The sequence below is a fragment of the Streptomyces sp. NPDC101152 genome (assembly GCF_044768275.1).
In the GTDB taxonomy this organism is placed as follows: Bacteria; Actinomycetota; Actinomycetes; order Streptomycetales; family Streptomycetaceae; genus Streptomyces.
In genome coordinates this window covers 76,298-93,443 of sequence record NZ_JBIWPO010000017.1, presented here as the reverse complement: position 1 = coordinate 93,443, position 17,146 = coordinate 76,298, and the positions used below count along the sequence as shown (strand labels likewise).

The 17,146-nt window shown below is 70.8% G+C and carries 19 protein-coding genes and 1 pseudogene; 9 read left to right on the top strand and 11 right to left on the bottom strand.

The annotated features are described in order from the left end of the window. Nucleotides 1–42 precede the first annotated feature (42 nt). On the bottom strand, nt 43–1,569 hold the full coding sequence (locus ACIRVK_RS22930) for a PLP-dependent aminotransferase family protein (protein WP_404249829.1): 1,527 nt from the start codon (nt 1,567–1,569) through the stop codon (nt 43–45). Nucleotides 1,570–1,616: 47 nt separating this feature from the next. Between ACIRVK_RS22930 and ACIRVK_RS22925 the strand changes: the two genes are divergently transcribed. Beyond that, the gene (locus ACIRVK_RS22925) at nt 1,617–2,138 is read left to right on the top strand and encodes a carboxymuconolactone decarboxylase family protein (protein ID WP_404249827.1); all 522 of its coding nucleotides are present in this window, start codon (nt 1,617–1,619) and stop codon (nt 2,136–2,138) included. A gap of 4 nt (nt 2,139–2,142) precedes the next feature. Here the strand turns inward: ACIRVK_RS22925 and ACIRVK_RS22920 are convergent, their stop codons facing one another. The 4 genes from ACIRVK_RS22920 to ACIRVK_RS22905 form a co-directional block, all read right to left on the bottom strand. Beyond that, a complete protein-coding gene (locus tag ACIRVK_RS22920; protein WP_404249825.1) occupies nt 2,143–3,630 on the bottom strand; it encodes a glutamate synthase subunit beta in 1,488 nt (495 codons plus the stop codon). Nucleotides 3,631–3,746: 116 nt separating this feature from the next. Next, a complete protein-coding gene (locus ACIRVK_RS22915) occupies nt 3,747–4,226 on the bottom strand; it encodes a DUF1772 domain-containing protein (protein WP_404249823.1) in 480 nt (159 codons plus the stop codon). 140 nt (nt 4,227–4,366) lie between these two features. Continuing rightward, on the bottom strand, nt 4,367–5,080 hold the full coding sequence (locus ACIRVK_RS22910) for a DUF2293 domain-containing protein (RefSeq protein WP_404249821.1): 714 nt from the start codon (nt 5,078–5,080) through the stop codon (nt 4,367–4,369). A gap of 32 nt (nt 5,081–5,112) precedes the next feature. Next, nucleotides 5,113–5,349, bottom strand: a complete 237-nt coding sequence (locus tag ACIRVK_RS22905) for a hypothetical protein (protein WP_404249819.1) — start codon at nt 5,347–5,349, stop codon at nt 5,113–5,115. A gap of 12 nt (nt 5,350–5,361) precedes the next feature. On the opposite strand from ACIRVK_RS22905, the gene ACIRVK_RS22900 reads away from it, so the two are divergent. From ACIRVK_RS22900 to ACIRVK_RS22890, 3 genes are all read left to right on the top strand, one after another. Further along, nucleotides 5,362–5,550: a hypothetical protein gene (locus tag ACIRVK_RS22900; RefSeq protein WP_404249818.1), complete on the top strand. Its 189-nt coding sequence runs from the start codon at nt 5,362–5,364 to the stop codon at nt 5,548–5,550. A gap of 52 nt (nt 5,551–5,602) precedes the next feature. Further along, nucleotides 5,603–6,244 carry a uridine kinase gene (locus ACIRVK_RS22895; protein ID WP_404249816.1) on the top strand — a complete coding sequence of 214 codons (642 nt, stop codon included), beginning with the start codon at nt 5,603–5,605 and terminating at the stop codon, nt 6,242–6,244. 115 nt (nt 6,245–6,359) lie between these two features. Next, nucleotides 6,360–6,788, top strand: a complete 429-nt coding sequence (locus ACIRVK_RS22890) for a CBS domain-containing protein (RefSeq protein WP_404249814.1) — start codon at nt 6,360–6,362, stop codon at nt 6,786–6,788. Nucleotides 6,789–6,806: 18 nt separating this feature from the next. On the opposite strand, the gene ACIRVK_RS22885 is transcribed toward ACIRVK_RS22890, so the two are convergent. Then, entirely contained in the window at nt 6,807–7,934 is a 1,128-nt protein-coding gene (locus tag ACIRVK_RS22885; RefSeq protein ID WP_404249812.1) for a magnesium and cobalt transport protein CorA, read from the bottom strand. A gap of 242 nt (nt 7,935–8,176) precedes the next feature. On the opposite strand from ACIRVK_RS22885, the gene ACIRVK_RS22880 reads away from it, so the two are divergent. Continuing rightward, nucleotides 8,177–8,971 carry a methyltransferase domain-containing protein gene (locus ACIRVK_RS22880; RefSeq protein ID WP_404249810.1) on the top strand — a complete coding sequence of 265 codons (795 nt, stop codon included), beginning with the start codon at nt 8,177–8,179 and terminating at the stop codon, nt 8,969–8,971. A 53-nt stretch (nt 8,972–9,024) separates the two neighbouring features. On the opposite strand, the pseudogene ACIRVK_RS22875 reads toward ACIRVK_RS22880, so the two are convergent. The 3 genes and pseudogenes from ACIRVK_RS22875 to ACIRVK_RS22865 all read right to left on the bottom strand — a co-directional run. After that, nucleotides 9,025–9,159 (bottom strand): annotated as a pseudogene (locus ACIRVK_RS22875) (NAD-dependent epimerase); the annotation flags it as partial. Between the two features lie 40 nt (nt 9,160–9,199). Further along, complete coding sequence (locus tag ACIRVK_RS22870; protein WP_404249932.1) at nt 9,200–10,156, bottom strand: carbohydrate kinase family protein; 957 nt, start codon at nt 10,154–10,156, stop codon at nt 9,200–9,202. A gap of 5 nt (nt 10,157–10,161) precedes the next feature. Continuing rightward, entirely contained in the window at nt 10,162–11,067 is a 906-nt protein-coding gene (locus ACIRVK_RS22865; protein ID WP_404249930.1) for a pseudouridine-5'-phosphate glycosidase, read from the bottom strand. A 101-nt stretch (nt 11,068–11,168) separates the two neighbouring features. On the opposite strand from ACIRVK_RS22865, the gene ACIRVK_RS22860 reads away from it, so the two are divergent. Beyond that, nucleotides 11,169–11,597 (top strand): VOC family protein, encoded by a 429-nt coding sequence (locus ACIRVK_RS22860; RefSeq protein ID WP_404249808.1) that lies wholly within the window; start codon nt 11,169–11,171, stop codon nt 11,595–11,597. A gap of 2 nt (nt 11,598–11,599) precedes the next feature. Here the strand turns inward: ACIRVK_RS22860 and ACIRVK_RS22855 are convergent, their stop codons facing one another. Both ACIRVK_RS22855 and ACIRVK_RS22850 read right to left on the bottom strand, forming a co-directional pair. Continuing rightward, nucleotides 11,600–12,154 (bottom strand): methylated-DNA--[protein]-cysteine S-methyltransferase, encoded by a 555-nt coding sequence (locus ACIRVK_RS22855; protein WP_404249806.1) that lies wholly within the window; start codon nt 12,152–12,154, stop codon nt 11,600–11,602. Between the two features lie 51 nt (nt 12,155–12,205). Then, nucleotides 12,206–13,087 (bottom strand): glycerophosphodiester phosphodiesterase, encoded by an 882-nt coding sequence (locus tag ACIRVK_RS22850; protein WP_404249804.1) that lies wholly within the window; start codon nt 13,085–13,087, stop codon nt 12,206–12,208. 278 nt (nt 13,088–13,365) lie between these two features. Here ACIRVK_RS22850 and ACIRVK_RS22845 point away from each other — a divergent pair, with 278 nt between their 5' ends. The 3 genes from ACIRVK_RS22845 (at nt 13,366) to ACIRVK_RS22835 (ending at nt 17,135) form a co-directional block, all read left to right on the top strand. Then, complete coding sequence (locus ACIRVK_RS22845; protein ID WP_404249802.1) at nt 13,366–14,220, top strand: MHYT domain-containing protein; 855 nt, start codon at nt 13,366–13,368, stop codon at nt 14,218–14,220. A 40-nt stretch (nt 14,221–14,260) separates the two neighbouring features. Beyond that, complete coding sequence (gene uvrB / locus ACIRVK_RS22840; RefSeq protein ID WP_404249800.1) at nt 14,261–16,399, top strand: excinuclease ABC subunit UvrB; 2,139 nt, start codon at nt 14,261–14,263, stop codon at nt 16,397–16,399. 157 nt (nt 16,400–16,556) lie between these two features. Continuing rightward, a complete protein-coding gene (locus tag ACIRVK_RS22835; RefSeq protein WP_208780527.1) occupies nt 16,557–17,135 on the top strand; it encodes a TerD family protein in 579 nt (192 codons plus the stop codon). The last annotated feature ends 11 nt before the right edge of the window (nt 17,136–17,146 follow it).

Below are 17,146 nucleotides of genomic sequence, written 5' to 3'. Positions count from 1 at the left end.
TGTGACATACCGCTGAAACTTTCAGTGGTATGTCACATACCATCAGGGCTCCGTCCCCGCCCCGCTCGACGCCAGCGCCCGGCACAGCGCCTCCAACGCCGCGCCGTAGGCGTGTTCGGAGGGGGTCGCGTATCCGACGACCAGTCCGTCCCCGGATTCCATGGCCGTCTCCGGATGGCGGAATCCGGCCAGTCCGTCGAGGGCGACCCCCTGCCGCTTCGCCGCATTGAGGGTGGACCGTTCCGTGCCGGGCGGCAGCCGCAGCACCGCGTGCAGGCCGGCCGCGACCCCGCTGACCTCGACCTGCGGCGCGTGCTCGGCGAGCGCCGCGACCAGCCGGTCACGGCGGCCGCGGTACCGCAGCCGCATACGCCGGACGTGACGGTCGTACGCCCCGCAGGAGATGAAGTCGGCGAGGCTCAGCTGATCGAGGACGCTGGCCCACGCCTCCCGCTCGCCCTTGACGGCGAGCACCCCGTCGACGTACCGCTCGGGAAGCACCATCCAGCCGAGCCGCACGGCCGGTGACAGGCTCTTGCTGACCGAGCCGAGCAGGATCACCCGCTCCGGATCGAGCCCCTGGACGGCCCCGACGGGCTTGCGGTCGTAGCGCAACTCCCCGTCGTAGTCGTCCTCCAGCACGAGGCCGCCACGCGCGCGTGCCCAGTCGATCACGGCGCCCCGCCGCTCCGGGTGCAATGGACCACCGGTCGGGAACTGGTGTGCGGGAGTCAGCAGTACGGCCCGCTCTCGCCCCAACTGCTCGACCCGAGCCCCGTGTTCGTCCAAGGGCAGCGGTACGGTCCTGACGCCCGCGGCGGTGAGCAGTTCCCGGTGGAAGGGCAGCCCGTACGCCTCGACGGCCAGCGGCCCGCGCAGCTCGCGCCCCCCGAACAGCAAACGCAGGGCATGCGCGAACCCCGAGCAGATCACGATCCGACCCGGTTCGGTCCGCACCCCGCGCACGCGCGCCAGATACTCCGCCAGCGCCTCCCTGAGCTCCACCCGCCCGGCAGGATCCCCTGGTCCGAACACCTCGCTGGGCGCCTGCTGCAAGGCCCGCCGATAGGACGCCACCCACTCCGCACGCGGAAACGCCGACGCGTCCGGGATGCCTTGGCGGAAGTCGTGGCGCGAGGTGGCAGGGGACGGCTGCGGGGAGGACTGAGGGGCTCGCCGGCTTACTGGTGTCCGCGGGCCACGCGTGCGTGGAGGTGCCGTTGCGGGCCCTCGCCCGGCGGGTCGCAGCGGCTCGGCGGGCCGTAGGGGGTCGGCGGGTCGCAGCGGTTCGGCGCGCTCGGCGACCCGTGTGCCCGAGCCCTGGCGCGCCGTGAGCCAGCCCTCCGCGACCAGCTCCGCGTACGCGTCCGCCACCGTGTTGCGGGCGACGCCGAGATCCGCGGCGAGCGAACGGTACGGCGGCAACCGGGTACCGGGAGCGAGCCGCCCGCTGCGCACGGCCTCGCGCAGCGCCGCCGTGAGCGCGGCGCGCCGCCCACCCGTCACGGGCAGTTCCAGATGCAGGTCGAGCCCGATCCGCTCCGCGGAACTGACCCACGAATCCCCCATGGAAATGCACCCTACAGTGGGTCTTTACCCCTCGTAGGTTGGAGCACATGACGACGAACACGACGCACACGGCGCACCCGATCGACATCACGCGAAGCGCGGCCCCGGTGGCCGAAAAGCGTCGGCTCGACTTCGGGAAGGCCGCTCCGAAGGCCTTCCGCGCCCTCATCGGCTTCGACGCCGCCGCCCGCGAGGGCCTCGATCGGGCCCTGGTCGAACTGATCCAGATCCGTGCCTCGCACCTGAACCACTGTGCGTACTGCCTCCACATGCACACGAACGACGCCCGCAAGGCCGGCGAGAGCGAGGACCGGCTGCACATGGTGGCCGTCTGGCGCGAGGCCCGGCACTTCTTCACGGAGCGCGAGCAGGCCGCGCTCGCCCTGACCGAGGCGGTCACCCTGGTTTCCGACGCCGGCGTCCCCAACGAGGTCTACGCGGAGGCGGCCGCCCGCTTCGACGACGAGGAACTGGCCCACGTCCTCGCCCTGATCCTCGCGATCAACTCCTGGAACAGGGTGGCTCTGTCGACGGGAAAGGTCGCCGGCACGGACGAGCGGCGTGGCTGAGCCACTACACGGCCATCGGCCGGTCATAGGGACCGATCGGTGCCGGCAGTTGCGAACTCCCCGTCAGGCAGCGGTCGACGGCCGCCGCCACCGCTCGCCCCTCCGCGATCGCCCATACGATCAGTGACTGCCCACGGGCGGCGTCACCGGCGGCGAACACACCGGGGACGTTCGTCGCGAACTGGGCGTCCCGGGTGATCGTGCCGCGCGACTCCATCGCCAGTCCCAGTTGGTCGATCAGCCCGTCGTCCCGAGCCGGCCCGGAGAACCCGAGCGCGAGCAGCACGAGGTCGGCTCGCAGTGTCCGCCCCGTCCCCGGCAGCGGCCGCCGCGCCGCGTCGACCTCGACGAGGTACAGCGACCGCACCTGCCCGTTCTCGTCCCCGGTGAAGCGGAGCGTGGACGCCGCGAACAGCCGCGCGTCCGCGTCCGCCGTCGGTGCCGTCTCCAGATCGCGCGCCTCCTCGTGCGCGGCGGAGAGCCGGTAGATCTTCGGGTAGGTCGGCCACGGTTCGACGTCGTCGTCGCGCTCGGTGGCCGGCTGGGCGTAGATGTCCAACTGCGTGACGGAGGCCGCCTCTTCACGAACCGCCGTACCGAGACAGTCCGCTCCCGTGTCCCCGCCCCCGACGATGACGACGTGCTTGCCGGCGGCGGACATCGGCGAGCTGTCCAGGTCCCCCTCGCACACCCGGTTCGACAGCGGCAGATACTCCATCGCCTGGTGTATCCCGGCCAACTCCCGCCCGGGGACGGGAAGTTCACGCCAGGCAGTCGCCCCGGTCGCGATCACCACGGCGTCGTACCGGGCACGCAACTCCACCGCCCCCACGTCCCGTCCGACCGCCGTCGACGTACGGAACTTCGTCCCCTCGGCCCGCATCTGCTCGATGCGGCGCTCCAGATGATGCTTCTCCATCTTGAACGCCGGGATCCCGTACCGCATCAGCCCGCCGAGCCGGTCGTCCTTCTCGTACACGGCGACCGTGTGCCCGGCCCGCGTCAGCTGCTGCGCCGCGGCCAGTCCCGTCGGCCCGGACCCGATCACCGCGACCGTCCGCCCGGACAGCCGCTCGGGCGGACGCGGGGGAGCGAACCCGAGTTCCCAGGCCTGGTCGGCTATGGCCGCCTCGACGTTCTTGATGGTGACCGCGGGCTGGTTGATGGCGAGCACGCACCCGGCTTCGCACGGTGCCGGGCACAACCGCCCCGTGAACTCGGGGAAGTTGTTCGTGGCGTGCAGCCGGTCGGCCGCCGCTCGCCAGTCGTCCCGGCTGACCAGGTCGTTCCACTCGGGGATCAGATTGCCCAGCGGACACGCGTCATGGCAGAACGGTATGCCGCAGTCCATGCACCGGTCGGCCTGCTTGTCGATGATGGGCAGCAGCGCCCCCGGGACATAGACCTCGTTCCAGTCCCGCACCCGCTGCGCGACCGGCCGGCGGGGCCAGTCCCGGCGAGGGGTGGTCATGAATCCCTTGGGATCGGCCATGGCCGTCTTCCTTGCGTACGCGTACGACGGGCCGTGCGTCATCGGGCGGCACTCTTTCGGCCACGATACGACGTGCCGGGCATCACCGCAGAGGGGACGGAAAGTGCTTTCTGCCCTCAGGTCAGCGCCAGCACGTACGCCAGCGCCGAGCCCGCCGAGGCCACCATCCGGACGTGGTTCCACAGGGTCCACTCGCGTACGTACGACGGCCAGTACGCCGCCGCCTCCGGAGTGCCCGGGTCGAGCTTGAGCAGCGCGTCGTTGCGCGGCACGTTGGCGACCATGGTCACCCCGAAGGACCCGAACAGATACAGCGCGCTGCCCAGCAGAAGCTCCACCTTCCCGTCGCCCGGCCACAGCACGAAGGTCACCACGCCGATCACCGCGCACAGCACGGCCGACCCCACGAACACGATCATGAACGCAGGCATCACCGCGGCCACGTTGATCGCGTTCATCGCGGCGACGCCCTGCGCCGGCGGCAACGCGGCCAGTCCCCGCATCACGAACGTCGAGAACGCGTAGAACACCCCCGCCACGAGTCCGGTCCCGAGCACACCCAACACCGTCAACCAGAGGTACGGTCCATCGATCACGTCAACGCCAACTCCCCGTATCTGGCCGGGATCTCCCCGGCGCCCCGCTCCCACCCGCGCTCGGCGAACATGGCCGAACCGCGCGAGCGCACATGCCGATGTCCGGATCCGCGTCGCCGGTGCGCCCGCACCGCCGGCCCTCAGCCACCACCTACCCCTACCCCTGCCTCCGTCCCCGTCGCCCGCCACCCGTCCAGCACCGTCTCCACCCCCGCCCTGATCCGCCGCCGGGCCTCGTGCCGCGGCACCCCGCTCATCAGCAACTGGTCGTACGGCGTCTCCACATGCCGCACGGACGCCACGACCGCCGACACCACGGCCCCCTCCGACAAGGCCCGGCCCGCCGCACTCCGCCCCACCCGCCCGCTGCCCCGCAGGGACGCGTGCGCGGCGATCGCCCGCGCCCGCTCGTCGGGGCACCCGGGAAAGTGCCGCCGTATCTCCGCCGCGAAGGCCTCCGCGAACCGCACGTCTTCATCGGCCCGACGCCTGGCGTCCCGTGCCCGGCGCCGCCGCCGGGCCTCCGCGTCCGCCAGGCACCGTTCCTCGGCACGGGCGAGTCCGGCCTCCTCGACCAGGACGCCCTGCCGCTCGTACCGCGCCTTGCGCCGGTTGAACCGCACGACCACCGCCGACAACGCGCTCTCCTCCCGCGCCCTCCGCGTCAGCGCCGTGTCACCGCGCGGCAGGAACACCAGATGGCCGAGATCGGCGCAGTCGAGACACCGCGGCGCCCCCTCCTCGAGCACCAGCAGCGACAACGGTCCCGCATGGCACTCCCCGCACTGCCGCCGCCTCAGCGGCTGGATGGCGAGAAGCCCGGTACGAGGTGGAGGAGTCGCCAGCTGCGCCATGCGTGTTCCCTTCCCCGTCCCGTGACCCTGACCTACCCGATCCGGTCACCGTCATCACCGATCACCGACACCCGCGTACGGTCGCGTGTCGGCCTGTCGATCTCGTCGAGCACGGCCACCGCGGGATCCGCGTACGACAACGTCGAGCCGCCCTCCGGCGCCCGGTCACCGCCCAGTCGGGACCGTCCGGTACATGCCGCGCCGTCCTCCAGCCCGCCGCCCGGCGTGAGCGTCACCCAGTCGACCGGGCCGGCGTCGACCGCAGCCATGCGAGCCCCGCCGTGTGCGCCACCGCGAACGGCCGTATCTCCGCCGGGAACGCCCCGGGATCGTCCATCACCGGCCGCCCGTCCGCCCCGAGCAGGTCGCCGACCCTCGTTCCCCTCCTCGACGCCGCCCGCGCCTGGTGCGAGACCCACCTGCCCCTGTTGCTCGCTGCCCGCCGTACCCACGAACGGGACGTGTCCTGAACCGCGGGGCCCCGCCCGAGCGCGACGCGTCCCGGCCGGTACCTGACGCATCATGGGCTCTGTGCGACTCGAAGCGATCACCTGGGACCGGCTCGGCGACCTCCTGGCCGAGCGCCTGCTCGACCTGCAGCCGGACGACGGCGCCCTCTGGCCCCGCGTCGCCTTCGACGGCGCCCCCGCGGCCCGGCCCGCAGACCTCGCCGAGCGCGTCGCCGAGGCGCTGCGCATACGCGGCCGCCCCTCGCTGAGCGTCGGTACGGAAGGCTTCCTGCGCCCCGCCTCGCTCCGCCTGGAGTACGGCCACCAGGACGTGGAGGCCTATTACAACGGCTGGTACGACACCGCCGCCCTGTGGCGCGAGGTCTTCGGCCCCCTCGAGCCCGGCGGCGACGGCCGCGTCCTGCCGGACCTTTGGGATCCGGCCACCGACCGCGCCACCCGCAGTTCCTATGTCCAACTCCCGCCCGGCGGCTTCCTGTTGCTGCACGGCCCCCTCCTGCTGCGCCACTGGTTCCCCTTCGACCTGACCGTCCACGTCCTCCTCTCCCCAGGCGCCCTGCGCCGCCGCACCCCGGAGGCCGACCACTGGACCCTCCCCGCCTACGAGCGCTACGAGGCGGAGACCGACCCGGCCGGCACGGCCGACGTCCTGGTCCGCGCCGACGACCCGCGCCACCCGGCGTGGAGCGGCTGACCGCATCGGTTTCTGTTCCGGGTGCGCTCGTCCCGCCGCGCGGCGAGAATGTAGGGCGCCGGTTTCCGCGGTGCGTCCCGTGCCGCGCCGGCCGCCCGGCACCGGGAGGTACCCCATGACCACCGCCGGAGACATCATGCACCGTGGCGCCCAGTGGATCCCGGCCCACGAGACCCTGGACCGCGCGGCCCAGTTGATGCGCGAGCTGAACGTCGGAGCCCTGCCCATCAGCGACCAGAACGAGCGGCTCTGCGGCATCCTCACCGACCGCGACATCGTCGTCGGCTGCGTGGCCATGGGTCACGACCCGGCCAAGGTCACCGCCGGTGAGATGGCCCAGGGCACCCCGCGCTGGATCGACGCGGACGCCGACGTCGACGACGTGCTCCGGGAGATGCGGGACCACCAGATCCGCCGGCTGCCCGTCATCGAGAACAAGCGGCTGGTCGGCATGATCAGCGAGGCCGACCTGGCCCGCCATCTGACGGAGGACCAGATCGCCGACTTCGCCCACAGCGTCTACGCCAGGACCACGACCCGCTGAGCCTGCCGGTCGGACCTCTCACAGCCAGCCGTTGCGCCGGAAACCGCGGTACAGCGCCAGGCACGCCGCGGATATGAGGACGATGACCAGGGGGTAGCCGAACCTCCAGTGCAACTCCGGCATGTTGTCGAAGTTCATGCCGTACACCCCGCAGACCATCGTCGGCACGGCGATCACCGCCGCCCAGGCCGTGATCTTCCGCATGTCCTCGTTCTGCGCGACCGTCACCTGCGCGAGATGGGCCTGCAGAATCGAGTTGAGCAGCTCGTCGAAAGCGGCGATCTGCTCCTTCGCCCGCATGAGGTGGTCCAGCACATCCCTGAAGTAGGCCTGTATCTCCGGGTCGACCACCCGGATCGGCCGGGTCGCGAGATCCTCGATCGGGCGGGTCAGCGGCACCACGGCCCGTTTCAGCTCGAGGAGTTCACGCTTCATCTGGTAGATCCGTCCGGGGTCGGCCCGCGCGCCGTTCTCCGCGAACACGTCCGCCTCCACCTGGTCGATGTCCGCCTGGACGGCGTCCGTGACGTTGAGGTAGTCGTCGACCACGTGGTCCGCGATGGCGTGCAGCACCGCCGCCGGTCCCTTCGCCAGCTGCCGGGGATCGGCCTCCAGACCCTCGCGCAGGGGGCCCAGTGAGCCGTGCATCCCGTGCCGGACCGTGATCACGAAGTCCTCGCCGACGAACACCATGATCTCGCCGGTGTTCACCACTTCGCTGGTCGCCGTCAGCTGCTCGTGCTCGACGTAGCAGACGGTCTTGAACACCGCGAACAGCGTGTCGCCGTACCGCTCCAGCTTCGGCCGCTGGTGGGCCTCGACCGCGTCCTCGACCGCGAGCGGATGCAGGTCGAAGAGTTCGGCGATGCCCGCGAACTCATCGTCCGTCGGCTCGTGCAGCCCCAGCCATACGAAGCCGTCACCGCTCTTGCGCACCCGTTCCACGGTGTCGACCAGATCACCGCCGCCGGGCACCCGCACGCCGTCGCGGTAGGTCACGCAGTTCACCACCGATGAGCCCAGCGGGGACCTGGCCGGGTGGCTCAGGTCGACGCGGGGGCGCCGCCGTGCCAGCCGTGCCACCTTGCGCAGGCCGCCGACCCTGCCGAGGTTCGTGACCTTGCGCAGATTCCCTGCCATGGACATCTGGATCTCCTTGGGTGGATCTCCCGGACTCGGCGCCGGGTGCCTGCGAGGTGCCGCCTTCCCGCGCCTTGGCCGGTCAGTCTGCCAGGTTCTGGTAAGCGACGGTCGAGCCTGCGGGAAGAGGATGTTCCGCTTTGTTCCCGGCTGTGGAAAAGCGTTTCGCCGGGGCGCGAGGCGGCCATCTCGTCGCGGGCCTCGCGTCGACCGCTCCCGACAAGCCGCGCAACTGGGATGATCGCGGCATGACGCGATCCGACGGGTATCTCCTCGACAACCGGCAGTCCGAGGCAGCCGAACGCTTCGACGCCTTCGCCACCCTCTTCGACCCCACGACCTTCCGGCACCTCGAAGGATTCGGCATCGGCCCCGGCTGGCGCTGCTGGGAGGTCGGCGCGGGTGGCACCTCGGTGGTGAGCTGGCTCGCCAAGAAGGTCGGCCCGACCGGAAAGGTCGTGGCCACCGACATCGACACCACACTGCTCGCCCCCGTGGCCCGCCCGCCGGTGGAGGTACGGGTCCACGACGTGGCGGCCCAGGAGCCGCCGGGGGACGGCTTCGACCTGGTGCACGCACGGCTCGTCCTCGTCCATGTCCCCGACCGCGAACGGGCGTTGCGGTCGATGGTCAAGTCCCTGCGTCCGGGCGGCCGCATCCTGGTCGAGGACGCCGACCCCGCGCTGCAGCCCCTGCTCTGCCCCGACGAACACGGCCCCGAACAGCGCCTCGCCAACCGGCTGCGGCACGGTTTCCGGCAACTCCTCGCCGAGCGCGGCGCCGACCTCTCCTACGGCCGCCGCCTGCCACGCCTCCTGCGCGAGGCCGGCCTGCACCGTGTCGAAGCCGATGCCTACTTCCCGCTGACTTCACCGGCCTGCGCGGCCCTCGAGTCCGCGACCGTCCGGCAGATCCGCTCCCAACTCGTCGAGGCCGGACTTGCCACGGACGAGGACATCGACCGTCACCTGGCGAACGTGGCGGCCGGTGGAATGGACCTGGCCACGGCACCGATGATCTCGGCGTGGGGACGCAAGGGATAAGTGGGGCGGACAGGCGGGGGCTGAAGGAGCGCGGAGAGCGCAGACCGTCCGGGCCGGAGGCATGCAGGGTCCGCCGGGGGCGAGGCGGGGAGCAGGTGCAGTCCCCAGGCGGCGGCGATCACCCTGCGGGCAGCCGCGCGGGGAAGCCGTAGCAGACGGGTGCCCAGCATCCCGTCCTGCAGTTCCGCGTGCCCGCGCCACTGGTCGCCGCGCCATCGGCGACCTGTCTCACCTCCGCTCCGGTGGCCGGCCCCCCACCCGCTCGACGGCCAGCGCGCCCGCTCGGCAGCCCTCCTGTGCCGCAGTGTGCGGATCAGCTCCCGAGAGCAGGGCGGCCAGGAAGGCGCCGGTGAACGCGTCGCCCGCGCCCGTCGTGTCCACGGGCGTCGCCGGGGCGGCGTGGACGTGGGCGGACACCGAGCCCCCACGGGCCACCAGCGCGCCCTGTGCCCCCTGCTTGGCGACCACGAGCGGGATGTGCCGGCTCAGCTTGGCCGCCGCGTCCGCCGGATCGGGCAACCCCGTGAGCAGGCATGCCTCGTCGCGGCTCGGCAGCAGCAGGTCCACGCCTTCGACGAGCTCCAGGAAACGGTCGACGCCCAGAGCCGTCAGGAACCCCGCCGACGCCGGATCCAGGCTCACCGGCACTCCACACGCGCGTGCCGACTCCAACGCCACCTTCACCAGGGCGCGGCTCGGTTCGGAGAACAGCAGGTAGCCGGACAGATGCAGCCGTGCGACACCCTCGAGCAGCGCATCCGACCAGTCCTCGGGGGCCAGCCGCAACGACGCCCCACTGTCGGTCAGGAACGTCCGCTCGGCCGAATTGCCGGTGTCGACGAGGCAGATCACCGTGCCGGTCGCGGCCTCCGGATCGACGACCAGCAGGGGCCGTACCCCGCACGCGGCCAGCTCCCGCTCGTGCCAGGCCGCCGCGTCCGTGCCCACTCGCCCAAGGAGGCGTACCTCCGCGCAGCTCCAGTGGGCCGCCCAGCAGGCCACATTGGCACCCGCGCCACCGGGCACTGTCCGGACCACGGCAGCGGTGTCGGTTCCCGCGGCCAGCGGCCCACGGTGCCGGGCGACGACGTCCGTGATCACGTCCCCGACGACGAGCAGCGCACCGGCCGGTGACGGGTCGGCGCCCGCTTCCCTTCCCTCGCCGCCCGGCGCCCCGCCCGGCATCGGTGTCACGCTCCCGTCCAGGCCGCCGCGATCCGTGCCGCCAGTCCCACGTTGCCGCGCACTGCTGCCAGATTGGCGGTCAGCGACGCCCCATCGGTGTGCCGGACCAGGTAGTCCAGCAGGAACGGCGTGACCGCCTGCCCGGTGACGCCCTCCGCCTCACAGGCCTGCAGCGCGTCGGCGAGCACACGCGCGTGCAGTGCGGGATCCAACTGCTCCTCCTCGGGCACCGGATTGGCGACGATCAGCGCCGACTGGGGCCCCGCCAGCGCGTCCTGCGCCCGCATGACCTGCGCCACCTGCGCGGGGCTGTCGAGCGTCCAGTCCACCGGATGCCCCGAGTCCGACAAGTAGAAGCCGGGGAAGCGGTCCGTACCGTACCCGGCCACGGCGACGCCGAGCGTCTCCAGGCGTTGCAGCGTCGCCGGCACGTCCAGGATCGACTTCACGCCCGCGCACACCACCGTGATCCGTGTCCGGGCCAGCAGCCCCAGATCGGCCGACTCGTCCTGCGTGAGGGTCCACTCCCGGTGCACTCCGCCGAGCCCGCCCGTCGCGAACACCCGCACGCCCGCCAGGGCCGCCAGCAGCGCCGTCGCCGAGACCGTCGTCGCCCCGCTCGCCGAGGACGCCAGCGCGAGCGGGAGGTCCCGGTGGCCCAGTTTGCGGATGCCGTCCTCGTTGGCGACCCGCTCCAACTGCTCCTTGTCAAGGCCGACGTGAGGCCGTCCGTCCAGCACCGCGATCGTCGCGGGAACGGCGCCCTCCCGCCGTACGACCCCCTCCAGCTCCAGCGCCACCTGCAGGTTGCGCGGGCGGGGCAGCCCATGGGCGATGATCGTGGACTCGAGAGCCACCACAGGTCGACGCGCGTCGAGCGCCTCGCGTACTTCTTCCGACACCACCAGCACCACGCGTCTGCCTCCTGTCGTCCGGTTCTTCTCATCTCTGGCGAGACGCGAGCCCGGGCAAACCCTTGCGGCCTGTGGTGGACGACACCAGCCTGGGGTCCATGACGGACAACACGGCACGTCTCGACCACGTCGTCCTGTGGGTGCGCGACCCCGTCGCCTCGGCCGGCTTCTACGAGAAGGCGGTCGGACTGCGGCCCCTGCGGCTCGCCGAGTTCGCCGCGGGCAACGTCTCCTTTCCCTCCGTACGGCTCAACGAGGAGACCATCCTCGACCTCATGCCGCACTCCATGGCCGAGCACATGACGATGCTGCCCGGCGCCGCCGACAGCGCGGGCCACGCGGTCAACCACGTCTGCATAGCCCTGCCCGGCGACGACTTCGACACCCTCCACAGCCGCCTCGCGGAACGCGCCGTCCCTGTCTCCGAGATCTCCTACGACTCCTTCGGCGCCCGCGGGAAAGCAAGGCGCAGCTTCTACTTCCGCGACCCGGACGGGAACGTCCTGGAGGCCCGGCACTACGACTGACCTCAGAACAGCGGCTCGGGCAGCACGCCCTCCAGGGCGAGCAGCTTCCGCTTCGTCTCCAGGCCGCCCCCGAACCCGCCGATGCCGCCGTCGCTCTCGACGACCCGGTGGCACGGAACGACGACCGGCAGCGGGTTGGAGCCCATCGCCACGCCCACCGCCTGGGCCGCACCCGGCTGCCCCACCCGCCCGGCCAGATCGCCGTAGCCCACCACCGCGCCATAAGGGACACCGGACGCCAGCTCGCGCAGCACCCGGCGGTTGAACCCGGAGATCAGCGACCAGTCCAGCGGCAGCTCGAAGTCGCGCCGCCGGCCCGCGAAATAGGCCTCGACCTGGCGTATCGCCTCGGCCAGCAAGGGTGAGTCCGGTGCCTCGACGGGCTCGGTGCCCAGCCGCGACGCCAGCCGGTCGAGCGCCTTGTCGCGCACGGCGCCCGTGGCGTGGAACACGACGTTGACCAGGCCCTCGCCGGTCGCGGCCAGCAGCAGCGGACCGATCTCCGTGCCCACCACCGCCCACACGACCTGCTGCTCGTACCGCCCATGGCTGTCCATGCGCCCACCGTACGACCCGCCACTGACAACGCCCCGTGCCGCAAAAGGGGCTCAGGGTGCCTGCAGCGCAGCCCGGACGACGTCGGCCTTGTTGGTGATGACGCCGTCCACGCCGTACCGCTCGACCCGGCGGGCCGTGGCCGCGTCGTCGACGGTCCAGGCGAACACCTTCAGTGGCCTGCCGTGGGGTCCCGTCAACGCGTGCACGGCCAAGACGTACCCTGCCGAGATCGAACCGCAGGAAGGATTGATCCCGTCGGTGAAGGCCGCGTACTTGTGAAGATCCCGCACGGACGGAGTACCGAGGAAGGCCGTCTTGACGGCCGGTTTCAGGTCATGGACGATCCGCAGGCTGTCCGCGCTGAAGCTGTGCACGATCAGCCGCCCGTTCAGATGCCGCCGGTCGAGCCACCCCTCGTCGCCCAGGACCTTCATGATCTGCTTCTCGATGCCCGGGTACAGCTGCGGGTTCTTGATCTCCAGGAGCAGCTTCTGGTGGTTGTGCCCGACTTCTCGCAGGTACTGCGTCAGCGTCGGCACGCGCGTGCCCGCGTACGGTGCACCGAACCAGCTCCCCGCGTCCAGGCGCGCGATCTCCGCGGCCGTGAAGTCCTTCACCTTCCAGGGCGCCCGGTGCGGAAAGACCTTTTCGGCGTTCGTCGTGCGCTTCAGGCTGTCGTCGTGGATGACGACGAGTTCCCCGTCCTTGGTGCGCTGGACGTCGTTCTCGACCCAGGAGACACCCATCGCGGCCGCCTTGTCGATGGACGCCAGGGTGTTCTCCGGAGCGTACGCGGCGGCCCCCCGGTGGCCGATGACCAGCGGACCGGTCCCCTCGGCGACACCGCCCGCCCGGGCGTCGGAGCTCGGCGACAGGAACGCGGTGGCTCCCAACAGCGCGGTGGCGATGGCGGCGACTACGCGCGCGTACATGCGCACTCCTCCCGACGACGATCACGTACAGCTCCTCTGTGACAGCAGAGCGTAAGTGATGCGGCGGTGCAGAATGCTCACACATTGAAATGGAGTTGCCCGAGTGCGCTCACCGGTGCCGCACAACTGGGGCAACGACGTGTTTCTTTGCCGGAAAATCGTTCGACCATTCCGGTGCGGGTCATACTCTCTGCCTCACCCCCACCGCCGGACGGTTCCGGGTGGGGGCACATTTCAGAAGGTCCACGGACACAAGAGGGCGGGAAGGGCAGCCGCGCATGCAAGGCACGGTCGACGGATTCAGCTACGGACTCGTCACACCGGTGGTGGCCTTTCTCATGGCCTCCCTCGGTGGCGCCCTCGGCCTGCGCTGCACCACCAGATCCATGCTCGTCGCCCACTCCTGGCGCCCCGGCTGGCTGGCCCTGGGCTCGGCGGCCATCGCATCCGGCATATGGACCATGCACTTCGTCGCGATGATGGGGTTCAAGGTCCTGCAGGCGCCGATCCACTACGACAAGGCGATGACGTTCGCGAGCCTCGGGGTCGCGGTCGTCATGGTCGGGATCGGGATCTTCATCGTCGGTTACAAGGGTGCGAGGGGAACAGCCCTGTTCACCGGCGGCACGATCACCGGACTCGGCATCGCCTCCATGCACTACCTGGGCATGGCCGCGATGCGGTTGAACGGACGGCTGGAGTACAACACGTTCACCGTGGCCGCCTCCGTCGTCATCGCGATGGCCGCCGCCACCGCCGCCCTGTGGGCGGCCGGACAGGTCCGTGGGTTCCTGTGGAGCGTGGGCGCGAGCCTCGTCATGGGGCTCGCCGTGAGCGGCATGCACTACACGGGCATGGCCGCACTCAGCGTCCACCTCCACGGCACGTCCGCCCCGACCTCCGGCGAGCCGCCCGCCACGCTGCTGTGGCCCATGCTGGTCGGGCCGCTCGCCTTCCTGCTGCTCGCCGGTGTGGTCGTGATGTTCGACCCGCTGATGGTCATGGGCAAGCCCGACTGGACCCCCGTGGAGCACAAGCCGGGCGTCCCGGCACACCCCACCGTCCACCACCCCGTGCCCCGCCCGGTCCGGGAGGTCGGCCGACGCGGTGCCCGAACCCCACAGAACCGCTGACCGGACCCCATTGTCAGTGGGGGGTCGTACGGTGGATCCCATGCGGCCCGTTTCCAACATCGAACGCACGGTGGCGCCCTTCGAGGTCGTCAGCCCCTACCAGCCCAGTGGCGACCAGCCGGCGGCCATCGCCGAGCTGGCCAGGCGCATCGAGGCCGGTGAGAAGGACGTCGTCCTGCTGGGCGCGACCGGCACCGGCAAGTCCGCCACCACCGCGTGGATGATCGAGAAGCTCCAGCGCCCCACGCTCGTGATGGCGCCGAACAAGACCCTCGCCGCCCAGCTGGCGAACGAGTTCCGCGAGCTGCTGCCGAACAACGCGGTCGAATACTTCGTCTCGTACTACGACTACTACCAGCCCGAGGCCTACGTCCCGCAGTCGGACACCTACATCGAGAAGGACTCCTCGATCAACGAGGAGGTCGAGCGGCTGCGTCACTCCGCCACCAACTCGCTGCTCACCCGCCGCGACGTCGTCGTGGTCGCCTCTGTCTCCTGCATCTACGGCCTCGGCACGCCACAGGAGTACGTGGACCGCATGGTCCCGCTCCGCGTCGGTGACGAGATCGACCGCGACCAGCTGCTGCGCCGCTTCGTCGACATCCAGTACACGCGCAACGACCTGGCGTTCACCCGGGGCACCTTCCGCGTCCGCGGCGACACCATCGAGATCTTCCCGGTCTACGAGGAGCTCGCGGTCCGCATCGAGATGTTCGGTGACGAGATCGAGGCCCTCTCCACGCTCCACCCGGTCACCGGCGAGATCATCAGCGACGACCAGCAGCTGTACATCTTCCCCGCCTCCCACTACGTCGCCGGCCCCGAGCGCATGGAGCGGGCCATCAACGACATCGAGAAGGAACTCGGCGAACGCCTGGCCGAGCTGGAGAAGCAGGGCAAGCTCCTGGAGGCGCAGCGCCTGCGGATGCGCACCACCTACGACATCGAGATGCTCCGCCAGATCGGCTCCTGCTCCGGCGTCGAGAACTACTCGATGCACTTCGACGGCCGCTCGCCCGGCTCCCCGCCCAACACCCTGCTGGACTACTTCCCCGACGACTTCCTCCTGGTCATCGACGAGTCGCACAACACGGTCCCGCAGATCGGCGCCATGTACGAGGGCGACGCCTCCCGCAAGCGCACCCTCGTCGACCACGGCTTCCGCCTGCCCTCCGCCCTCGACAACCGCCCGCTGAAGTGGGAGGAGTTCCAGGAGCGCATCGGACAGACGGTCTACCTGTCCGCGACCCCGGGCAAGTACGAGCTCTCGCGCGCGGACGGCGCCGTCGAGCAGATCATCCGTCCCACCGGTCTCGTCGATCCGGAGGTCGTGGTCAAGCCGACCGAGGGTCAGATCGACGACCTGGTGCACGAGATCCGCACCCGCACCGAGAAGGACGAGCGCGTCCTGGTCACCACCCTCACCAAGAAGATGGCCGAGGACCTCACCGACTACTTCCTGGAACTCGGCATCCAGGTGCGCTACCTGCACAGCGACGTCGACACTCTGCGCCGTGTCGAGCTGCTGCGTGAGCTGCGCTCCGGCGAGTTCGACGTCCTGGTCGGCATCAACCTCCTGCGTGAGGGCCTCGACCTGCCCGAGGTGTCGCTGGTGGCGATCCTGGACGCCGACAAGGAGGGCTTCCTGCGCTCCGGCACCTCCCTGATCCAGACCATCGGCCGCGCGGCGCGGAACGTCTCCGGCCAGGTCCACATGTACGCCGACAAGATCACCCCGGCGATGGAGAAGGCCATCGAGGAGACCAACAGGCGCCGGGAGAAGCAGGTCGCGTACAACAAGGAGCGGGGCATCGACCCGCAGCCGCTGCGCAAGAAGATCAACGACATCGTGGCCCAGATCGCCCGGGAGGACGTCGACACCGAACAGCTGCTCGGCTCGGGCTACCGCAAGTCGAAGGACGGCAAGGGCGCCAAGGCACCCGTACCCGCACTGGGCGGCAAGGCGGCCGGTGGCGCAAGGTCCGCCAGGGGCAAGGCCAAGGACACGGTCCCGACCGACCGCCCCGCGGCCGAACTGGCCGAGCAGATCGAGGAGATGACGGCCCGTATGCGTGCCGCCGCAGCGGACCTCCAGTTCGAGATCGCGGCCCGGCTGCGTGACGAGGTCTCCGAGATGAAGAAGGAGCTGCGTCAGATGAGGGAGGCGGGCCTGGCCTGACCTCCTGGGGAGTCGCCGGGCCCGGCGCATGCGCACTGTGTTGCAAGACCGCCACAAAGCACGAGCCGGGCTTCGGCACTGTCAGTGCCTCTGCGTAGGGTTCTGGTCAACCGCGGACTCCGCGGCAACAGGGGACAGTTCGAGAGGGGAACCAGCCGTGACCGTGAACATGACCAAGGGTCAGGCCATCAGTCTGCAGAAGAACGACGGGGGCAGCCTGACCGCGGTGCGCATGGGTCTCGGCTGGCAGGCGGCTCCCCGCCGCGGTCTGTTCGGCTCGCGCACGCGCGAGATCGACCTGGACGCCTCCGCCGTGCTGTTCGCGGACAAGCAGCCGGTCGACGTCGTCTTCTTCCGGCACCTGGTGAGCGACGACGGCTCCGTGCGGCACACCGGTGACAACCTCGTCGGCGGTGTCGGCCAGGGCGGCGACGACGAGGCGATCCTCGTCGACCTCGCGCGCGTCCCGGTCCACATCGACCAGATCGTCTTCACGGTGAACTCCTTCACCGGCCAGACCTTCCAGGAGGTGCAGAACGCGTTCTGCCGCCTGGTCGACGAGACCAACGGCCAGGAGCTCGCCCGTTACACGCTCGCGGGCGGCGGCGCGTACACCGCCCAGATCATGGCAAAGGTGCACCGCGCGGGCTCCGGCTGGACGCTGACCGCCCTCGGCACTCCCGCCAACGGACGTACCTTCCAGGATCTGATGCCGTCGATCCTGCCGCACCTGTAGGACCACCCGGC

Excerpts from the sequence above, each read along its gene's own strand:
- ACIRVK_RS22930 (WP_404249829.1), bottom strand. The coding sequence starts at position 1,569 with ATGGGGGATTCGTGGGTCAGTTCCGCGGAGCGGATCGGGCTCGACCTG.
- ACIRVK_RS22925 (WP_404249827.1), top strand. The coding sequence starts at position 1,617 with ATGACGACGAACACGACGCACACGGCGCACCCGATCGACATCACGCGA.
- ACIRVK_RS22920 (WP_404249825.1), bottom strand. The coding sequence starts at position 3,630 with ATGGCCGATCCCAAGGGATTCATGACCACCCCTCGCCGGGACTGGCCC.
- ACIRVK_RS22910 (WP_404249821.1), bottom strand. The coding sequence starts at position 5,080 with ATGGCGCAGCTGGCGACTCCTCCACCTCGTACCGGGCTTCTCGCCATC.
- ACIRVK_RS22905 (WP_404249819.1), bottom strand. The coding sequence starts at position 5,349 with ATGGCTGCGGTCGACGCCGGCCCGGTCGACTGGGTGACGCTCACGCCG.
- ACIRVK_RS22895 (WP_404249816.1), top strand. The coding sequence starts at position 5,603 with ATGGGCTCTGTGCGACTCGAAGCGATCACCTGGGACCGGCTCGGCGAC.
- ACIRVK_RS22890 (WP_404249814.1), top strand. The coding sequence starts at position 6,360 with ATGACCACCGCCGGAGACATCATGCACCGTGGCGCCCAGTGGATCCCG.
- ACIRVK_RS22885 (WP_404249812.1), bottom strand. The coding sequence starts at position 7,934 with ATGTCCATGGCAGGGAATCTGCGCAAGGTCACGAACCTCGGCAGGGTC.
- ACIRVK_RS22880 (WP_404249810.1), top strand. The coding sequence starts at position 8,177 with ATGACGCGATCCGACGGGTATCTCCTCGACAACCGGCAGTCCGAGGCA.
- ACIRVK_RS22870 (WP_404249932.1), bottom strand. The coding sequence starts at position 10,156 with ATGCCGGGCGGGGCGCCGGGCGGCGAGGGAAGGGAAGCGGGCGCCGAC.
- ACIRVK_RS22860 (WP_404249808.1), top strand. The coding sequence starts at position 11,169 with ATGACGGACAACACGGCACGTCTCGACCACGTCGTCCTGTGGGTGCGC.
- ACIRVK_RS22855 (WP_404249806.1), bottom strand. The coding sequence starts at position 12,154 with ATGGACAGCCATGGGCGGTACGAGCAGCAGGTCGTGTGGGCGGTGGTG.
- ACIRVK_RS22850 (WP_404249804.1), bottom strand. The coding sequence starts at position 13,087 with ATGTACGCGCGCGTAGTCGCCGCCATCGCCACCGCGCTGTTGGGAGCC.
- ACIRVK_RS22845 (WP_404249802.1), top strand. The coding sequence starts at position 13,366 with ATGCAAGGCACGGTCGACGGATTCAGCTACGGACTCGTCACACCGGTG.
- uvrB (WP_404249800.1), top strand. The coding sequence starts at position 14,261 with ATGCGGCCCGTTTCCAACATCGAACGCACGGTGGCGCCCTTCGAGGTC.